At 64.7% G+C, this 18626-nt stretch carries 18 protein-coding genes; 6 read left to right on the forward strand and 12 right to left on the reverse strand.

Features of this window, described 5'->3' with window-relative positions; genetic code table 11:
* Position 1 precedes the first annotated feature (1 nt).
* The gene (locus KSS95_RS02760; protein WP_217851479.1) at positions 2-709 is read left to right on the forward strand and encodes a PA5502 family lipoprotein; all 708 of its coding nucleotides are present in this window, start codon (positions 2-4) and stop codon (positions 707-709) included.
* A 295-nt stretch (positions 710-1004) separates the two neighbouring features.
* Here KSS95_RS02760 and KSS95_RS02765 read toward each other — a convergent pair whose 3' ends face one another.
* Positions 1005-2108 carry an IS110 family RNA-guided transposase gene (locus KSS95_RS02765; protein ID WP_217848121.1) on the reverse strand — a complete coding sequence of 368 codons (1104 nt, stop codon included), beginning with the start codon at positions 2106-2108 and terminating at the stop codon, positions 1005-1007.
* A 118-nt stretch (positions 2109-2226) separates the two neighbouring features.
* Positions 2227-4371: a catalase HPII gene (gene katE / locus KSS95_RS02770; RefSeq protein WP_217851481.1), complete on the reverse strand. Its 2145-nt coding sequence runs from the start codon at positions 4369-4371 to the stop codon at positions 2227-2229.
* Between the two features lie 224 nt (positions 4372-4595).
* Here katE and KSS95_RS02775 point away from each other — a divergent pair, with 224 nt between their 5' ends.
* The 3 genes from KSS95_RS02775 to KSS95_RS02785 all read left to right on the forward strand — a co-directional run bounded on the left by KSS95_RS02775 (position 4596) and on the right by KSS95_RS02785 (position 7109).
* Positions 4596-5603, forward strand: coding sequence for a methionine ABC transporter ATP-binding protein (locus KSS95_RS02775; RefSeq protein WP_217851483.1), 1008 nt, complete (start codon positions 4596-4598; stop codon positions 5601-5603).
* Positions 5603-6274 carry a methionine ABC transporter permease gene (locus tag KSS95_RS02780; RefSeq protein WP_217851485.1) on the forward strand — a complete coding sequence of 224 codons (672 nt, stop codon included), beginning with the start codon at positions 5603-5605 and terminating at the stop codon, positions 6272-6274. Before KSS95_RS02775 ends, KSS95_RS02780 begins: the two co-directional genes overlap by 1 nt.
* 64 nt (positions 6275-6338) lie before the next feature.
* A complete protein-coding gene (locus tag KSS95_RS02785; RefSeq protein ID WP_217851487.1) occupies positions 6339-7109 on the forward strand; it encodes a MetQ/NlpA family ABC transporter substrate-binding protein in 771 nt (256 codons plus the stop codon).
* A gap of 123 nt (positions 7110-7232) precedes the next feature.
* On the opposite strand, the gene KSS95_RS02790 is transcribed toward KSS95_RS02785, so the two are convergent.
* From KSS95_RS02790 to KSS95_RS02810, 5 genes are read right to left on the reverse strand one after another with little or no spacing between them, the layout of a single operon-like run.
* On the reverse strand, positions 7233-7865 hold the full coding sequence (locus KSS95_RS02790) for an SCO family protein (RefSeq protein WP_217851489.1): 633 nt from the start codon (positions 7863-7865) through the stop codon (positions 7233-7235).
* Positions 7862-8761 carry a heme o synthase gene (gene cyoE / locus KSS95_RS02795; protein WP_217851491.1) on the reverse strand — a complete coding sequence of 300 codons (900 nt, stop codon included), beginning with the start codon at positions 8759-8761 and terminating at the stop codon, positions 7862-7864. The genes KSS95_RS02790 and cyoE overlap by 4 nt, the downstream gene beginning before the upstream one ends.
* Positions 8746-9819, reverse strand: coding sequence for a COX15/CtaA family protein (locus KSS95_RS02800; RefSeq protein ID WP_217851493.1), 1074 nt, complete (start codon positions 9817-9819; stop codon positions 8746-8748). Before KSS95_RS02800 ends, cyoE begins: the two co-directional genes overlap by 16 nt.
* A 9-nt stretch (positions 9820-9828) precedes the next feature.
* Positions 9829-10413: a PA_0111/PP_0108 family redox-active disulfide protein gene (locus tag KSS95_RS02805; protein WP_217851503.1), complete on the reverse strand. Its 585-nt coding sequence runs from the start codon at positions 10411-10413 to the stop codon at positions 9829-9831.
* A complete protein-coding gene (locus tag KSS95_RS02810; RefSeq protein WP_217851505.1) occupies positions 10379-11122 on the reverse strand; it encodes an SURF1 family protein in 744 nt (247 codons plus the stop codon). Before KSS95_RS02810 ends, KSS95_RS02805 begins: the two co-directional genes overlap by 35 nt.
* A gap of 63 nt (positions 11123-11185) precedes the next feature.
* On the opposite strand from KSS95_RS02810, the gene KSS95_RS02815 reads away from it, so the two are divergent.
* Positions 11186-11389 carry a twin transmembrane helix small protein gene (locus KSS95_RS02815; protein WP_217851507.1) on the forward strand — a complete coding sequence of 68 codons (204 nt, stop codon included), beginning with the start codon at positions 11186-11188 and terminating at the stop codon, positions 11387-11389.
* Positions 11390-11548: 159 nt separating this feature from the next.
* Here the strand turns inward: KSS95_RS02815 and KSS95_RS02820 are convergent, their stop codons facing one another.
* Genes KSS95_RS02820 through coxB form a run of 4 tightly spaced genes read right to left on the reverse strand, consistent with a single transcriptional unit; the run spans position 11549 to position 15775 of the window.
* Positions 11549-12436 carry a cytochrome c oxidase subunit 3 gene (locus tag KSS95_RS02820; protein ID WP_217851509.1) on the reverse strand — a complete coding sequence of 296 codons (888 nt, stop codon included), beginning with the start codon at positions 12434-12436 and terminating at the stop codon, positions 11549-11551.
* Positions 12437-12452: 16 nt separating this feature from the next.
* The gene (locus KSS95_RS02825; protein ID WP_217851511.1) at positions 12453-13004 is read right to left on the reverse strand and encodes a cytochrome c oxidase assembly protein; all 552 of its coding nucleotides are present in this window, start codon (positions 13002-13004) and stop codon (positions 12453-12455) included.
* Between the two features lie 10 nt (positions 13005-13014).
* Positions 13015-14604, reverse strand: coding sequence for a cytochrome c oxidase subunit I (gene ctaD, locus KSS95_RS02830; RefSeq protein WP_217851513.1), 1590 nt, complete (start codon positions 14602-14604; stop codon positions 13015-13017).
* Positions 14605-14647: 43 nt separating this feature from the next.
* The gene (gene coxB / locus KSS95_RS02835) at positions 14648-15775 is read right to left on the reverse strand and encodes a cytochrome c oxidase subunit II (RefSeq protein WP_217851515.1); all 1128 of its coding nucleotides are present in this window, start codon (positions 15773-15775) and stop codon (positions 14648-14650) included.
* A gap of 381 nt (positions 15776-16156) precedes the next feature.
* Between coxB and KSS95_RS02840 the strand changes: the two genes are divergently transcribed.
* Positions 16157-16798, forward strand: coding sequence for a hypothetical protein (locus KSS95_RS02840; protein WP_217851517.1), 642 nt, complete (start codon positions 16157-16159; stop codon positions 16796-16798).
* Positions 16799-16918: 120 nt separating this feature from the next.
* Here the strand turns inward: KSS95_RS02840 and KSS95_RS02845 are convergent, their stop codons facing one another.
* Positions 16919-18454, reverse strand: coding sequence for a SulP family inorganic anion transporter (locus tag KSS95_RS02845; protein WP_217851519.1), 1536 nt, complete (start codon positions 18452-18454; stop codon positions 16919-16921).
* Positions 18455-18626 lie beyond the last annotated feature (172 nt).

Here is an 18626-nt window from a genome sequence, read left to right on the forward strand (position 1 = left end):
AATGAAGCCGTTCGCCTCACGTTATCTGCTTGTTGCCGCGTTTTCCCTGTTCCTGGCTGCGTGCTCCAGCACCCCGGCAGAGCAGCCGAGCGCGCCTGCCCAGCCGGATGCCTGGCAACAGCTGGAACAAAGCATCGCCAGCAACGAGCTGGCCACCGCCGAGGACCAGCTGGCCGCCCTGCAAACCCAGGCCCCGGACGATCCTCGGGTCGAGCCGCACCAGCGCCAGCTTGCCGAGGCCTACCTGCAACGCAGCCAGATCGTCCTGCAAAAGGGCGATGTCAACGCCGCGGCCACTGCCCTGGCCCGTGCCCGCGCGCTGATGCCGCAGGCACCGGCGCTGACCGGCGGCGACGCCATGGCCCAGGCACGCAAGGCCGAGCTGGAAAAAGCCGAGGCCGCGCTCAAGGCCGCCGAAGCCAAGCCCAAGGCGCGCCTGATCGACCCGAGTGCGCCATCTACCGTGGTGGCGTTGCAGACTACCGACAGTCGCGCCCTGCGCCGGCAGCTCGATGACATCGCCGCCGACGTGGTGAGCTACCAGTGCGAGGTGGTGTTCCAGGTGCCGCGCACCCAGGATGCGCCGTGGCTCAAGACCCTGCTGGAGAAACGCGTGCGCAAGCTCGACAGCGGCTTCGCGTTGCAGCAGACGCATGAGATCCAGCGTTCGCTGCCGGCGCAGGTGGTGCTGGTTCCGCACCGGCAGTGAGATTGCCGGGGCCGCTGCGCCCCATCGCGACACAAGGCCGCTCCTATGTATGGACTCGCCTACATTGTCTACCTGCTTTTCGAACAAGGTTACCCGGTTGCATCTATGTATCAGGCCTATTCGAGGAAGCTTGGTGCTTCTGGCCAACATCGGGTGAGCTCGCAGCATGCCCATTACATTCAGGCCTCTTGGGCCGGTAGGAGCGTAGGCATTGATCCGCGACGGTCTTACCTAGGGTCGATGTTCACTAGCAGGGGCTGGGGCGCTCGGCACCCCGGTGGCGTAACGCTGTAAGTCAGCGGCTCATGGCGGGCTCCTGACGATCATCCGGTTGACGTTGGTAAACCTGCTCTCCTTGTAGCAGCACCCAAATGATGCGCAGATTTCGATTAGCCAGTCTGATCGCCGCCTCCTTGCGACCAAGCCGAGTTAACCATCGCAAGAGGCGGCGATCGTCTGGCTGATCGGAATCAGGCTTCAAATGGCTAAGAACCGCGTGCGCACCCTGGATCATCATGCTGCGTAAGTAGCCGTCACCTCGCTTGCTCATCTTGCCCAGCCTGACCTTCTTTCCACTGCTGTGCTGGTCGGGCACCAGGCCAAAGTAAGCGGCAAACTGTCGAGCATTGGGGAACCGCGAAGGTTCAGGCTGCTTGGCCAGCATCGCTGTGGCGATGATCGGGCCGACACCGCGTATCGTCATCAGGCGGCATGCGACCTTGTCGGCCCCCGCCGCTGTTTCGAGCCGTCCTGTCAGGACGGCGATACGCTCGCCCAGATAGCGCCATTCGGCGAGCAGTTCATCGAGCAATTCACGCAGCAGATCTGGTAATGGTTGGGTCGCATCTTCAAGAATCCGCGACACACCTTGGCTGACGGCAAAATCGCCTTGCGCCAGGGCGACGCCCTGTTCCAGTAACAGGCCGCGGATCTGGTTGCCTAGCGCGGTGTGGCGCCTGACATAGCCTCTGCGAGCGCGGTGTAAAGCTTGAATCGCCAAAGCGGCAGTGCTCTTGATCGGCACCGCAGCAATGCTGGTATCCCGGCCTGCGCGCAAGATGGCATGGGCGTCGTTACGATCATTCTTGGCACCACTGCGGTGCTCCGCCACTCGCTGCGCGGGCAGGATGCGGACTGGGGTGCCCTGCGCCTGGAGCAAACGCCCCCATGCTTGAGCGCCGGGGCCACTTTCCATCAGGACCGTCACGGTGGGTGGCAGCTTGGTCAGGAACGCGTGAAAGGCTTCACGGGATTTGATTCGATCTTCGTAGATGACGCGCCCGGAGCCGTCATCTCCGGCCACCTGAAAGACTTGCTTGGCCAAGTCGACTGACAGGTGTTGGCAAAGCGTTACATCGGTGGAAGACAGGGAATTGCGCTTCGTCCTATGCTTGCTCATGGTCTCGCCCTCGCTGCCGTTGGCTTCTTAGAACGCCACCGTGGCACTGTGATGCCTCGGCGGGGGCGAGTCCATCCGATTACAGGTGAGCGCGAAATCCCTGCAGGAGCGGCCTTGCTTACGCCGGCACCCCCTCGGCCACCGCCTCCCGCGCCCACACCCGATGTGCCTCGACTGCCTTGAAGAAGGCCTCGAAGGTTTGCTGATCATCGCCCAGCAGCAAGCCGGCATCTTCCTGCAGGCCCAGCTTGTTCAGCAACAGCTTGGCCTCCAGCGCCAGCCCCATGGGCTTGAGGTGCTTGTAGGCCTCGAGCAGGAAGTGCTTGGCCACGCCGCTGTTCTCCAACGCTTCGAGCGACGCCTTGCCAGCCGGCACCCAGACCCCGTCGAACATCACCGACGGCATGCCCTGCATCGACGCATCCACCGCCAGCACCTTGCCCCGCGCGTCCTTCACCGGCGCAGAAGTCGGCCCCAGCAGCATTGGCCGGGCGCGTTGGGCCTCCAGCGCCTTGACCAGCTTGTCGACACTTGCCGCGTCCACGCCATCGGCCACCAGCACGGCGACCTTGCGCCCACTGATACCGATGTCGCCGGGGTGGTTCATCTGGCTCAACGCCTTGGACTGCCCTGGCTTGCTGCCCTTGACCTTGACCGTCCCGGCCTTGGGCGCCGGCAGGCCAAGGTTGGCCGCCACCGCCGAGGCCAGCTTGAGGTCGATGTTGGCCAGGATCTCGTTGACCGTCCGCGCGCGGATCGCTTCACGCTCCACCTTGCCCAACTCGAAACTGTAGGCCTTGATGATGTGCTGCTGCTCGGTGGCGCTCATGCTGTGGAAGAACAGCCGCGCCTGGGAGAAGTGATCGCCGAACGACTCGCTGCGCTGGCGGATCTTGTGCGCCTCGATACGCTCCTGGTAGCTCTCGAAACCGCCATCGCGCGGGGCCGGCGGGGTTTCCCTGGGCCAACCGCCATCGATCGAATTGGGCTCGTAGGAAGCCCGCCCCCTGTCGATGGTCATGCGGTGCATGGCATCGCGCTGGCTGCTGTGGTTGGGAGCGATGGGCCGGTTGATCGGGATTTCGTGAAAGTTCGGCCCGCCAAGACGGCTGATCTGCGTATCGGTGTAGGAGAACAGCCGCCCTTGCAGCAACGGGTCATTGGAAAAGTCGATGCCGGGCACGATATGCCCCGGGCAGAAGGCGATCTGCTCCACCTCGGCGAAGAAGTTGTCCGGATTGCGGTCGAGCACCATCTTGCCCAACGGCGTTACCGGCACCAGCTCCTCGGGGATGAGCTTGGTCGGGTCGAGCAGGTCGAAGTCGAACTTGTGCTCGTCGGCCTCGGGGATGATCTGCACGCCCAGCTCCCATTGCGGGTAGTGCCCGGTCTCGATCGCGTCCCACAGGTCGCGGCGATGGTAGTCGGTGTCCTTGCCGGCCAGCTTCTGGGCTTCGTCCCACAGCACCGAGTGCACGCCCTGGCGCGGTTTCCAGTGGAACTTGACGAAACTGGCCACGCCATCGGCGTTTATCAGCCGGAAGGTATGCACGCCAAAGCCTTCCATCATGCGCAGGCTACGGGGGATGGCGCGATCGGACATGGCCCAGATCACCATGTGCGCCGACTCCGGCACCAGCGAGACGAAATCCCAGAACGTATCGTGGGCCGAGCCGCCGGTGGGCATCTCGTTGTGCGGCTCGGGCTTCACTGCGTGGACAAAATCCGGGAACTTGATCGCATCCTGGATGAAGAACACCGGCATGTTGTTGCCGACCAGGTCGAAGTTGCCCTCGTCGGTGTAGAACTTCACCGCGAAGCCGCGCACGTCACGCACCGTGTCGCCGGAGCCGCGCGGCCCCTGCACGGTGGAAAAACGCACGAACACCGGGGTGATGGCGTCCGGGTCCTGGAGGAAGCCGGCCTTGGTCAGTTCGGCGTGGCAGCCATAGCTCTGGAAGTAGCCATGGGCACCGGTGCCACGGGCATGGACGATGCGCTCGGGGATGCGCTCATGGTCGAAGTGGGTGATCTTCTCGCGCATGATGAAGTCTTCGAGCAGCGATGGCCCGCGGGCACCGGCCTTGAGGCTGTTCTGGTTGTCGGCGACCTTGACCCCCTGGTTGGTGCGCAGCGCCTGGCCGCTGGCGTCGCTGCGGAAGTTCTCCAGGCTCTGCAGCTTGGCGTTGGTGTTGGCCCGATCGGGTGTCTGGGTGCCCGCCACCTGGCTTTCCCGTGGCTCCGACTTGTTCTTGCTGGCCATGTCCGGCTCTCCTCATCAGTCTTCAGGCTGCCCCTGGGGGCTGGTTGAAGTAGTGACTGGGGTGCGACGACGAGCGTTCAATCTGGATTACCGGTTGTCGCGTTATAGCCGGCGAGTTGGATGAATCAGAAATAAGTGATAAGTACCGCTATTGAAAAAGGCTAAAATGCGCCACCCCGGCTCACCGCCAGCCCAAATTCCATGCGCCCCACAAGGTTCGCTCAGTGATCGAGTTTCAAAACGTCCACAAGACCTACCGCGTCGCCGGTAGGGATATCCCGGCCCTGAACCCGACCAGCCTGACCATCGAAGATGGCCAGGTGTTCGGCCTGATCGGCCACTCCGGCGCCGGCAAGAGCACCATGCTGCGCCTGATCAACCGCCTCGAGGAGCCCTCTGGCGGCACCATCGTCGTCGACGGCGAAGACGTCACCGCCTTCGATGCCAGCCAGTTGCGCCACTTCCGCCAGCAGGTCGGGATGATCTTCCAGCACTTCAACCTGCTGGCCTCCAAGACCGTCGCCGACAACGTCGCCCTGCCGCTGGTACTGGCCGGCGAGCTGCCCCGTGCGCAGATCGACAAGCGCGTGACCGAACTGCTGGCCCGCGTTGGCTTGCAGGACCACGCCAGGAAATACCCGGCGCAGCTGTCGGGCGGGCAAAAGCAGCGCGTCGGCATCGCCCGCGCCCTGTCCACCAACCCGAAGATCCTGCTGTGCGACGAGGCCACCAGCGCCCTCGACCCGCAGACCACCGCCTCGGTGCTGCAACTGCTGGCCGAGATCAACCGCGAGCTGAAACTGACCATCGTGCTGATCACCCATGAAATGGATGTGATCCGCCGCGTCTGCGACCGCGTGGCCGTGATGGATGCCGGGCAGATCGTCGAGCAGGGCCCGGTGGCCGAGGTGTTCCTGCACCCGCAGCACCCGACCACCAAACGCTTCGTCCAGGAAGACGAGCAAGTCGACGAAAACGAGCAACGCGACGACTTCGCCCACGTGCCGGGGCGCATCGTGCGCCTGACCTTCCAGGGCGACGCCACCTATGCGCCGTTGCTCGGCACCGTGGCCCGCGAAACCGGCGTGGACTACAGCATCCTTGCCGGGCGTATCGACCGCATCAAGGACATTCCCTATGGCCAGCTGACCCTCGCCCTGATGGGTGGCGACATGGAGGCGGCGTTCGCCCGCTTCACCGCGGCTGACGTACATATGGAGGTACTGCGTTGATGGATATCCTGAACTACTTCGCCAACGTCGACTGGGTCGAGATCTGGCAGGCAACCAACGACACCCTGATCATGCTGTTCACCTCGCTGGTGTTCATCGTGCTGCTGGGGCTGCCCCTGGGCGTGGTGCTGTTCCTCTTCAGCCCGCGGCAGATGTTCGAGCACACCAAGTTCTATGCGGTGCTGGCGACCATCGTCAACATCGTGCGCTCGGTGCCGTTCATCATCCTGCTGATCGTGATGATCCCGGTCACGGTGCTGATCACCGGCACCTCGCTGGGGGTCGCCGGCGCCATCCCGCCGTTGGTGGTGGGTACCACGCCATTCTTCGCGCGCCTGGTGGAAACCGCCCTGCGCGAGGTCGATCGCGGCATCATCGAGGCCACCCAGTCGATGGGCGCCACCACTGGCCAGATCATCTTCAAGGCCGTGCTGCCAGAAGCCATGCCGGGCATCATCGCCGCCATCACCGTGACCGCGATCACCCTGGTGTCCTACACCGCCATGGCTGGCGTGGTCGGCGCCGGTGGCCTGGGCGACCTGTCGATCCGCTTCGGCTACCAGCGCTTCCAGACCGACGTGATGATCGTCACCGTGGTGCTGCTGGTAATCCTGGTCCAGGTGCTGCAGATGATCGGCGACAAGCTGGTCGTGCATTATTCCCGTAAGTAACCCCAATGGGGTCGGCCCGGCCGACCCGTTCGGGGGCCGTCGCGGCCCTCACAAGGAGTGATCAATGAAGAAGCTGCTTGCTGTTGTCGCCGCCGTCGCGGCCTTCTCGGCCAACGCCGAGACCCTGACCGTCGCCGCCACGCCGGTGCCGCACGGCGAGATCCTCAAGTTCGTACAGCCACAGCTGGCGAAGGAGGGCGTGGAGCTGAAGGTCAAGGAGTTCACCGACTACATCCAGCCGAACGTGCAGGTATCGGAAAAGCGCCTGGACGCCAACTTCTTCCAACACCAGCCGTACCTCGATGAGTTCAACAAGGCCAAGGGTACCCACCTGGTGAGCGTCGCCGGCGTGCACATCGAGCCCCTGGGCGTTTACTCGAGCAAGTACAAGAAGCTCGACGAGCTGCCATCCGGCGCCGCGCTGGTCATCCCCAACGACGCCACCAACGGCGGCCGCGCCCTGCTGCTGCTGGACAAGGCCGGGGTGATCAAGCTCAAGGACAACAAGAACATCCTGTCGACCATCAAGGACATCGCCGAGAACCCGAAAGGCCTGAAGTTCCGCGAACTGGAAGCGGCCACCATCCCGCGCGTGCTGACCCAGGTCGATGCCGCCCTGATCAACACCAACTACGCGCTGGAAGCCAAGCTCAACCCGCAGAAGGACGCGCTGGCCATCGAAGGCAGCGATTCGCCCTACGTGAACATCCTGGTGACCCGCGAGGACAACAAGGACGCGGACGCGGTGAAGAAACTGGTGCAGGCCCTGCACTCGCCCGAGGTGAAGCAGTTCATCACCGAGAAGTACAAGGGCGCTGTGGTGCCGGCATTCTAAGCTGACATCCCCGGGGCCGCTTTGCGGCCCATCGCGACACAAGGCCGCTCCTACAGAGGACACGCGATTCTCTGTAGGAGCGGCCTTGTGTCGCGAAAGGCCTGCGCAGCAGGCCCGCCGATCTCAATCCCGCTTGACCAGCCCCGGCAACTGCGCCACCAGCTTCTGGTTGTTGAACGGCGCACGAATGAACCCGCGCTGACGACCATCCGGGCCGACGATGGCCAGGTTGCCGCTGTGATCCACGGTATACCCCGGCTTGCTGGTATCGGCCGGAATGAACGGGATGCTCAAGGCATTGGCCAACTTCTGGGTATCCTCGATCGACCCCGCCACCCCGACGAAATCCTTGTCGAAATAGCCCAGGTACTGCTTGAGCTGGTTCGGCGTGTCGCGGTGCGGGTCGACGCTCACCAGCACCACCTGCAGACGCTCCAGCGCCTCCTTGGGCAGCTCGCTCTTGACCTGGCGCAGCTGGGCGAGGGTGGTCGGGCAGATGTCCGGGCAGTAGGTGTAGCCGAAGAACAGCAACGACCACTTGCCCTTGAGCTGGTCCAGCGCCAACGGCTGGCCGTTCTGGTCGGTCATGCTCACGTCCGGCACGGTACGGCTCTGCGGCAGCAGGATGATGCCGGCGTCGATCAGTTCGGTGGGGTTCAACTGACCGCGGTCGTTGAGCACCTTGTTGACGGTCAGGCCCATGATCAGCGCGACCAGGGCAACGAGGATGAAGACGGTTTTCTGGGTTCGGGTCATAGGTTCAGCAACAGGTAGTGGTCAACGAGCAACGCGATGAACAGGGCGAACAGGTAGCCGATAGAGTACTTGAACGTGCCGATCGCCGCGTGCGGCCGGGTGCCACGGTACAACACCCAGGCCCACTGCAGGAAGCGCAGGCCCAACCCCAGGGCACAGGCCAGGTAGAGCGGGCCGCTCATGTGGATGGCATACGGCAGCAGGCTCACGGCCAGCAGAATCAAGGTGTAGAGCAGGATATGCAGGGCGGTGTAGCGCTCGCCATGGGTCACCGGCAGCATGGGAATATCGGCCTTGGCGTACTCGGCCTTGCGGTGGATGGCCAGGGCCCAGAAGTGCGGTGGGGTCCAGGCGAAGATGATCAGCACCAGCAGCAATGGCTCGGCGCTCACATGACCGCTCACCGCCACCCAGCCGAGCAATGGCGGGGCCGCCCCGGCCAGGCCGCCGATCACGATATTCTGCGGCGTGGCCCGCTTGAGATAGCCGGTATAGAGCACCGCATAGCCCAACAGCGAGGCCAGCGTCAGCCAGGCGGTGAGGGGGTTGGTGAACACCAGCAGCAGGCCCATCCCCGCCAAGGCCAGCAGCAGGGCGAACAGCAAGGCCGGCACTGGCGCGACCCGGCCCTGGGCCAATGGACGCTTGTGGGTGCGGGCCATCAGCGCGTCGATGCGCCGGTCCAGCACGTGGTTGACCGCCGCCGCGCCCCCCGCGCACAAGGCGATGCCGAGGTTGCCGAACAGCAGCACGCTCCAGGCCACGCCCGCGCGGGTGGCGAGGAACATGCCCACCAGCGAGGTGATCAGCATCAGCACCACCACCTTGGGTTTGGTCAGCTCCATGTAGTCGCGCCAACCGGCGCGTGGGCGATCCGTGCTCAGAAGCGTCGCCACGAGTCGTTCCTCATGTGATGGGAAATGCCCACGCTGGTGATCGGCCGCAGGCGCCAGCCATGGCCCACGCGCACCTTGTCGGCCACGCGGATGCGATAGTTCACCAGCACCATGCTCAGCAGCAGCAGGGCGCCCCCGGCGTTGTGTGCCACGGCCACGCCCAGCGGCAGGTGCAGCAGCACATTGCTGATGCCAAGGCTCAGTTGCAGCGCCAGGGCCAGCAGCACCAGGCGGGCCAGGCCGCCCTGACCGTGGCGATGCAGCTTCCAGGCAAGCATCAGCAGCACCGCCGTGACCATCAACGCGCCAAGGCGGTGGCTGAGGTGAATGGCCGTGCGCGCATCGCTGTCCAGCTGCCCGCCCAGGTAGTTGGGCCCGACGTGCTGGGTCAGGTGGAAGCCGTTGCTGAAGTCCGCCGCCGGCCACCACTGACCATGGCAGGTGGGCAGGTCGATGCAGGCAACGGCGGCGTAATTGGCGCTGACCCAGCCGCCCAGGGCGATCTGCCCGATCACTACCAGCAGCGCCAACGCGGCGATCCGGCGCAGGCTCAGCGGCAGCTTCGGCAAAGGCGCAAAGGCCCGGGATAGACGCAGCGATAACAGGAACAACAGGCTCAGGGTGGTGAACCCGCCAAGCAGGTGGGCGGTGACCACCTGCGGCCAGAGCTTCAGGGTTACCGTCCACATGCCGAACGCCGCCTGTGCCAGCACCACCCCCAGCAGCAACAGCGGCAGGCGGTACGGCTGGCCGTCGCGGGCATGCCGGCGCACGGCCTGGAAGGCAAGCAGGGCGATCACCAGCGCCAGGGTGCCGGCGAAATAGCGATGGGTCATCTCCGCCCAGCCCTTGGCCGCTTCCACTGGGTGCTCGGGGAAGTGCTGCTCGGCATGGGCCAGCTGGGCTGCGCTTTTCGGCACGCCGATGAAGCCATAGCAACCCGGCCAGTCGGGGCAACCCAGGCCGGCGTGGGTCAGCCGCGTGTAGGCGCCGAGCAACACCACCAGCAGCGCCAGCAGGGTGGCGAACACAGCAAGGCGGAATCCGGGTCTGGCCATGACAGCCTCCTAGCCGATGTTGGACAGCTTGAGCAGGTGGCGCAGGTCATCCAGCACCTGCTTGCCATTGACCTTGGCGTCGTAGCGCAGCACCAGGTTGCCGTGGGGGTCGACGATCCACAGTTGCGGGCCGGGTTCGGCCACCTTGGCGCGATAGCGCGCGGCATCCAGCGGGTAGCGCTGCAACTGTGGGTACTCGCGGCCCAGCAGCGCCAGGTAGTCCGCCGTCAGTGGCTGGGCGGCGGCCAAGGCATGGCTGGCGCGGCTGGCATCGCGGCCCAGGCCGATCTGGATCTGCCGGGCCAGGTACACCAGTTGCTGGCAGTCCTGCGCGCAGGCCTGCGGCGCGCTGACCAGCAGTTGCCAGCGCGATTCCTGGGCATCGATGCCGATATCGGCGCGGCCCTGGCCATTGCCGATCATCGCCCCGTGATAGCTGCGCCCTTCCGGCACCCAGAACTGCAGCTTGTACATGCTGGTGGCGAGGATCATCGGCCCGAGCACGACGAACAGGATCAGCAACAGCTGCAAGCGCCCGCGGGCTCGGGGCTTGCCAGCTTCAGGCGTGTCCAGTGGACGCGTGGCGACGGCCATGGCGGTTCTCCTTGTCGTTGTGATGCCAGCCGAAATAGAGGTAGAGCAGCACCAGTGCGCTGGCCAGGGCGAACCACTGCACGGCGTAGCCCAGGTGCTTTTCCGGGCCCATCGCCACCACCGGCCAATCCAGCCGGTAGGTGGCCGGGCCCGCTTGCAGGCGCAGTTCATGGGCAAAGCCGTCGCGGCCCAACTGCTGCCAGAGCGTGCTCGGGTCGACGGCGGTGAGCAGTTGCGGCCACTGGCCGCTGGCGGGGTCGGGGTGCAACTGGAAGGTCTTGCCCGGGGCGACATAGACCGAGGCGTCAAGGGTCAGGGTGCGCTCGGGCGTGTCGAAGTGGACCGGTACGCGGCGATCCGGCCAAGGCAGCCAACCGCGGTTGACCAGCAGCCAGCGGCCGCTGGCCTGATCGTGAAACGGTTGCAGCAGCTCGACGCCGGCCTTGCCGTCGCGCATCTGGTTATCCAGCAACAGGCTGTGTTCGCCGTCGAAGCGGCCCTGCAGGTGTACCGCCTGGAACGCCGGGTCCGGCAACTGCTGCAGTTGCGCCACGGCCACCGGCGCCTGGGCCTGGCGCGCGGTGTAGGTGTCCAGCAACAGGCGCTTCTCATCGGCCCGGCGCAGTTGCCAGCAGCCAAGCGCGATCAGCCCCGGCAGCAGCGCAAGCACCACCAGGGTCGGCACCAGCCCGGGGCGAAACGGCTTCACCGCGGCCCCGCGAGGTCGAACGCTATACTTGTCCTCATCACCGCATCCCCCCGGAGTTTCGCCATGCTCAAGGCCGCGATTGTCCTGATGCTGCTGGCCACCATCGCCAGCCTGTTCAGTGGCCTGGTGTTCCTGGTCAAGGACGACGACCAGTCGACCCGCCTGCTCAAGGCCCTCACCCTGCGCGTCACCCTCGCCACCCTGACCGTCGGGCTGGTGGCCTGGGGGTTCTTCAGCGGGCAATTGGTGTCGCACGCGCCGTTCTGAATTATCTCGATCCCTGTAGGAGCGGCCTTGCCGAAGCGTCGGACCGGTCGGAAAGGGCTGCGCAGCAGCCCCGGCGATTGCCCATGGCGCCGAGATCCTGGGGCTGCTGCGCAGCCCATCGCGACACAAGGCCGCTCCTACAAAGGGTCGCGCAACCCGTCAAAGCACATACACAAAGATGAACAACCCCACCCACACCACATCGACGAAGTGCCAGTACCAGCTGGCCGCCTCGAACCCGAAATGCTTGTCCGGGTTGAAATGCCCGCGCAGCACCCGGCAGAACATCACGAACAGGATCACGGTGCCCAAGGTCACGTGGGCACCATGGAACCCGGTAAGCATGAAGAACGTCGCCCCGTAGATCCCCGACCCCAGGGTCAGCCCCAGCTCGTTGTAGGCCTCGTGGTACTCGTAGGCCTGCAGCACGAGAAACGCGATCCCCAACAGGATGGTCAGCCCCAGCCACAGTTTCAGCGCGCCACGGTGCCCCTTGCGCAGGGCATGGTGGGCGATGGTCACGGTGACACTGGAACTCACCAGCAGGATGGTGTTGATCAGCGGCAGGTGCCACGGGTCGATCACCTCCTTGGGCGGCGGGAACAGCTTCGGGTCGGGCGTGTGCAACAACGGCCAGACGAACTCGAAATTGGGCCAGAGCATGTGCGCCACGCCCTTGTCCCCTTCACCTCCCAGCCACGGCCCGGCCAGCACCCGCACGTAGAACAGCGCGCCGAAGAAAGCCAGGAAGAACATCACCTCGGAGAAGATGAACCAGCTCATGCCCCAGCGGAACGAGCGGTCCATCTGCGCGCTGTACAGCCCGGCGTGGCTCTCCTTGACCACCGCGCCGAACCAGCCGAACAGCATGTACGCCAGGAACAGCCCGCCGACGAAGAAGATCAGCGGCCCGTGGGATTCCGGGTGGCCGGCCTTGAGGTCGTTGAACCAGGTGCCCAGGCCGAACACGGTGATGAACAGGCCGATCGTGGCGATGATCGGCCACTTGCTCTGCGCCGGGACGTAGTAGTGCTCGTGGCTTGCCATGGCGGATCTCCTTCCCTCAACGGGCGCCCGCGGTCGCGGCGACCGGGGGGTGGCGAGCGGTGATGTCGAACAAGGTGTAGGCCAGTGTCAGGTGTTTCACCGCGTCCGGCAGGTCGCGGTCGACGATGAAGCGCACCGGCATCTCGATGCGCTCGCCGGGCTGCAGCACCTGCTGGGTGAAGCAGAAGCACTCGGTCTTGTGGAAGTACGCCGCCGCCTCGGCCGGGGTGATGCTGGGGATGGCCTGGGCACTCATGGGTTTGTCGGTGGGGTTGCGGGCGATGAAGATCATCTGGTTGACCGCCCCGGGGTTGACCTCGAGCTGGTCGGCGGTGGAATGGAACTCCCAGCTCATGTCGCCGGCGTTGGTCGACATGAACTGCACCCGCACCGAACGCGACGGGTCGCTGACCTGGCTGCCGGCGTACTGCCCGCCGGTCTTGCCGTTGATGCCGAAGGCCTTGCACATCACGTCGTAGATCGGCACCAGGGCAAAACCGAAGGCGAACATCACCACCGTCAGCATCAGCAGGCGGGTGACCAGGCGTCTGAGCGACAGGCCGTCCATGGGCAGGCTCCTACTTCACGTCCGGCGGGGTCTGGAAGGTGTGGTAAGGCGCCGGCGACGGCACCGACCACTCCAGGCCCTCGGCGCCATCCCAGGGCTTGGCCGGGGCCGGCGCGCCACCACGGATGCACTTGATGACAATGAACAGGAAGAACACCTGCGTGGCACCGAAGATGAACGCGCCGATCGACGAGACCATGTTGAAGTCGGCGAACTGCAGGTTGTAGTCCGGGATACGCCGCGGCATGCCGGCCAAGCCGACGAAGTGCATGGGGAAGAAGGCCAGGTTCATGCCGACGAACGACAGCCAGAAGTGCAGCTTGGCCAGGGTTTCGTCGTACATGTGCCCGGTCCACTTGGGCAGCCAGTAGTAGGCCGAGGCGAAGATGCCGAAGATCGCTCCGGGCACCAGCACGTAGTGGAAGTGCGCCACCACGAAGTAGGTGTCGTGGTACTGGAAGTCGGCCGGGGCAATGGCCAGCATCAGCCCGGAGAAGCCGCCGATGGTGAACAGGATGACGAAGGCGATGGCGAACAGCATCGGTGCTTCGAAGGTCAGCGAGCCTTCCCACATGGTGCTGACCCAGTTGAACACCTTCACCCCGGTGGGCACCGCAATCAGCATGGTGGCGTACATGAAGAACAGCTCGCCGACCACCGGAATGCCGACCACGAACATGTGGTGGGCCCAGACGATGAACGACAGGAAGGCGATCGCCCCGGTGGCGTAGACCATCGAGGTGTAGCCGAACAGCGGCTTGCGCGAGAACGCCGGGATGATCGAGCTGACCGCGCCGAAGGCCGGCAGGATCATGATGTACACCTCGGGGTGGCCGAAGAACCAGAACACATGCTGGAACAACACCGGGTCGCCGCCGCCGGCGGCACTGAAGAAGCTGGTGCCGAAATGGATGTCCATCAGCATCATGGTCACCACCCCGGCCAGCACCGGCATCACTGCGATCAGCAAAAACGCGGTGATCAGCCAGGTCCAGACGAACAGCGGCATCTTCATCAGGGTCATGCCCGGGGCGCGCAGGTTGAGAATGGTGGCGATCACGTTGATCGCACCCATGATCGAGCTGATGCCCATCAGGTGGATGGCGAAGATGAAGAAGGTCACGCTGGCCGGGGCGTAGGTGGTCGACAGCGGGGCGTAGAAGGTCCAGCCGAAGTTCGGCCCGCCGCCGGGGCTGAACAGGGTCGAGACCAACAGCAGAAACGCCGCCGGCAGCAGCCAGAAGCTGAAGTTGTTCATCCGCGGCAGGGCCATGTCGGGCGCGCCGATCATCAGCGGGATCATCCAGTTGGCCAGGCCGACGAAGGCCGGCATCACCGCGCCGAACACCATGATCAGGCCGTGCATGGTGGTCATCTGGTTGAAGAACGCAGGCTCCACGATCTGCAACCCGGGCTGGAACAGCTCGGCGCGTATCACCATGGCGAACGAGCCGCCGAGCAGGAACATACAGAAGGCGAACCACAGGTACATCGTGCCGATGTCCTTGTGGTTGGTGGTCAGTACCCAGCGCATCAGGCCCTTGGCCGGGCCGTGGGCGTGCTCATGGCCGGGGGCGTGGTCGTCGATCACTGCACTCATGTCCTGTCTCCTGCAATCCGTTGATTGCCGCGAGTGAGCCGGTTCATTGGCCTTCGGCCTGCTTGAGCGCCAGCACGTCCTTCGGCGTGACCATGTCGCCCTTGTTGTTGCCCCAGGCGTTGCGCTCGTAGGTGACCACGGCGGCGATATCGACTTCCGAGAGCTGCTTGCCGAAGGCGGCCATGGCGGTGCCCGGCTTGCCGTGGAAGACGATGCCCAGGTGGCCTTCCTTCGGCCCGGTGGCGATCTTCGAGCCCTTGAGCGCCGGGAACATTGGCGGCAGGCCCTGGCCCTCGGCCTGGTGACAGGCCACGCAGGTGGTGTGGTAAACCTTGTCGCCGCGCTCGACCAGCTCTTCGAGCGTCCATTCCTTGCTGGTCAGCTCCTTGAGCTTGGCGGCCTCGGCCTTGCGCTCGCCGAGCCAGGTTTCGTAGTCGGCCTTGGACTTGACCTCGACCACGACCGGCATGAAGCCGTGGTCCTTGCCGCACAGTTCGGTGCACTGGCCGCGGTAGATGCCGGGCTTCTCGATACGCGTCCAGGCCTCGTTGACGAAGCCTGGGATGGCATCACGCTTGACCGCGAAGGCCGGCACCCACCAGGAGTGGATCACGTCGGCGGCGGTCACCAAAAAGCGCACCTTGGCCCCCACCGGCAACACCAGCGGCTGGTCCACTTCGAGCAGGTAGTGCTCATCCTTGGGCGCCTTGTTGTGAATTTGATCGGCGGGGGTGGCCAGGTTGCTGAAGAACTCGACGTCCTGGCCCAGGTACTTGTAGTGCCATTTCCACTGGTAGCCGGTGACCTGGATATCGATGTCCGATTCGCTGGCGTCGTAGATGTCGATCAGGGTCTTGGTCGCCGGGATGGCCATGGCCACGAGGATCAGAAAGGGCACCACGGTCCAGAGGATCTCGACCCAGGTGTGCTCGTGGAAGTGCGCCGGTTGCTGGCCGGTGGAGCGGCGGTGGATGACCATCGACCAGAACATCGCGCCGAACACCACGATGCCGATGATCACGCAGATCCAGAAGATGGTCATGTGCAGGTCGAACACGGCGTGGGAGACGTCCGTCGCCCCGGGGGCCATGTTCACCGTCCATGCGGCGTGTGCCTGTCCGAATACCGACCACAGCAACAGGCCCATCCAGACATGTGGATGTCGCATCATTGCGGGTTCCCCTTATCGTTCTTGTAGTCCCGGAGGCGTGGACGACCTGCTACGACAAAGGGGGGAACGGCGGCCAAGACTGCCTGGCTTCGACGACCGAGCCCCCTGCTAAAGGCAGTCGGGCCTCATCAACGAATCACGTTTCACCGGGAGTATAGCCACCGACCAATGGCGCGCAACGCAGGGCATGAAATCAACTTCATGAAACCAAACGTTTGCGCTGAAAGCCCCATGAATACTGGGCTCTGGCACAATGATGGCATAGTGATATAGCGAATTTCCTACACGTGTCTCAGTGATATAACAAATGCGTCTTAGCCATTCTCGTAAGCAAGCTAACTTAGTGTCTTCCGTTTGTAACGCCTTGTCCCTGGAGTTGTCATGAACATCGCTGCTGTACGCGAGCAGATCGAAAATGCCCATCAACACGAACGCCAGACCGGCCAATTGAAGCAACGCCTCGAGCAGCAACTGCCGCATTTGCATCCTTCGATTCAGCTACCCCAGCAGGACGCACAGGGTACTTTGGCGCGCTTCGTCGGCGCCTATATCAACGAGGTACCGGAACTGCTCGAAGCCGCGCACACAGTGGCAGTCGAGGCCGGTATCGAGTCGCAGATCAAACCGGTGCTGAAGATCGCCGAAGCCTACTTCCTGCAGCCGCCGAGCGTGATGGCCGGACAGGTCGGGCTGGACTGCCTGCTGGACGAGGCCTACCTGGCCCATCGCCTGGTGGAGGAGGTCAACGACCTGTATATCCGCCACCTGAAGCAGCCGTTGATCCCGGTGGACACCACCGTCGCCAACCTGATCGCCCACCAGCTGATCGGCGAGACCTTCGCCAACCAGCTGGATGAGGTGGTGCATCACTCGGTGGACGAAATGCTCAGCGAGGAGAGCTTTGCCGTGGAGTCGGTGGAGGCCTACCGCGACAAGCTGTCGAGCCCGGCCACTGGCCAGGCCTGGAAGCGCTGGCCGTGCCTGTCGCGCCAGCTGGGTGTGGAGTTGGGGCAATCGGCCTGAGTAACATTCGATATTGCCGGGGCTGCTGCGCAAGGCCGCGCCTGCAGGGGCACGCGCGCTCCTGTAGGAGCGGCCTTGTGTCGCGAAAGGGCCGCAAAGCGGCCCCAGCAATCTGCCAGGCTAAACCCCAACCCCCGCCGTCGTGCGCAACCGTCCCTCGACCCGCCGCTTCAACCGCCGCTGCTCAAGCACCAGCCGCGTGCCCTTGGCCGCCTGGCTGCGCCCCCAGTCTTCCAGCAGTTCCAGGCAGGCATGGTCGATGTAGCTCAGGTTGCCCAGCGGTACATGCAGCGTGGTCCCTGGCGGCACGCCATCGAGCACCTGGGTCAGCGCCGGCACCTTGAGAAAAGTCGCCGCACCGCTCAGGCGCAGCTCCATGTGCCCCGGCTCGCCCAGGCTCACCAGGGCAATCTTCAACCGCGCCGCCTTCAACGCCAGCTTCAGCAAGGTGAGGGCAAAGCCCAGCAGCACACCGGTCAGCAGGTCGGTGAAGATGATCGCCAACGCCGTCGCCGCATAGGTGAACATCGGCATCCGTCCATATCGGCCCAGCCCCCGGAACGCCTTGAAGTCGACTAGCTTCACGCCGGTATAGACCAGCACGCCGGCCAGGCTGGCCACCGGAATCTGCTGCAGCAGGCTGCCCAGCACCACCACGAACGCCAGTAGCCACAAGCCATGCAGGATCGCCGAGGCGCGGGTTTGCGCGCCGGCCTGCACATTGGCCGAGCTGCGCACGATCACCCCGGTCATCGGCAGCGCACCGAGCACGCCGCACAGCATGTTGCCGATGCCCTGTGCCGACAGCTCACGGTCGAAGTCCGAGCGCTGGCCACTGTGCATGCGGTCCACCGCCGCCGCCGACAACAGGGTCTCGGCACTGGCGATGAAGGCCAGGGCGAAGGCGGCCACCAGCAGGCTCGGGTCAGCCAGCGCCAACAGGTCGTCCGGGCGCAGCCAGTCGATGGCCTCGGACAAGTCGGCCGGCACTTGCACGCGGTTGACCGGCAGCGCCAGCCACAGGCTGGTGGCCGTCATCGCCGCCACCCCGAGCAAGGCCCCCGGCACGCACCGCAACCGCTGCGGCCGCCAGCGCTCCCAGCCGCACATGATGGCAATGGTACCCAGGCCCAGGGCGCCGGCCTGCCAGCCATTGCCCGCGCTTTCCAGCGCCAGGGCCGCAGCCAGTGTCGCAGGGAAACCCAGCAGGTTATCCACACCTGAAGGCTGCGGCGCCGAGTCGAACATCACATGCACCTGGGACAGCACGATCAGCACGCCGATACCGGCGAGCATGCCGTACACCACCGCCGGCGCCGTCACCCGGAACCAGCAGCCCAGGCGCAGGCGCCCGGCCAACAGTTGCAACACACCGGCCAGTAGCAGGATCGGCCCAAGCATGGCCACGCCGTGCTGGCGCACCAGCTCGAACACCAGCACCGCCAGGCCCGCGGCCGGGCCGCTGACCTGCAGCGGCGAGCCCGCCAGGAAACCCACCACGATACCGCCGATGATGCCGGTGATCAGGCCCTTGGCCGGCGGCATGCCGGAGGCGATGGCGATGCCCATGCACAAGGGCAGGGCGACCAGGAACACCACCACCGAGGCCAGCAATTCGCGCGGCAATGCCGCTTTGATCTGTGTCTTGTTCACCATGACGCTCCTTTCTCAAGTTCACGGCCATTCCTCTGGCCGCAGGCACGGGGATCCCTGAGTCGCGCGCAGGCGCGGGCCGCCAGCAAGCTTGCCGGCAAGGTGTCCAGGGAAATTCAAGGCAGGCGAAGGCCGCGCCGCACCCATCGGGTGCAGCCGGCAATCAAGGTTGTTG

Source organism: Pseudomonas muyukensis, from assembly GCF_019139535.1.
Classification (GTDB): Bacteria; Pseudomonadota; Gammaproteobacteria; order Pseudomonadales; family Pseudomonadaceae; genus Aquipseudomonas; species Aquipseudomonas muyukensis.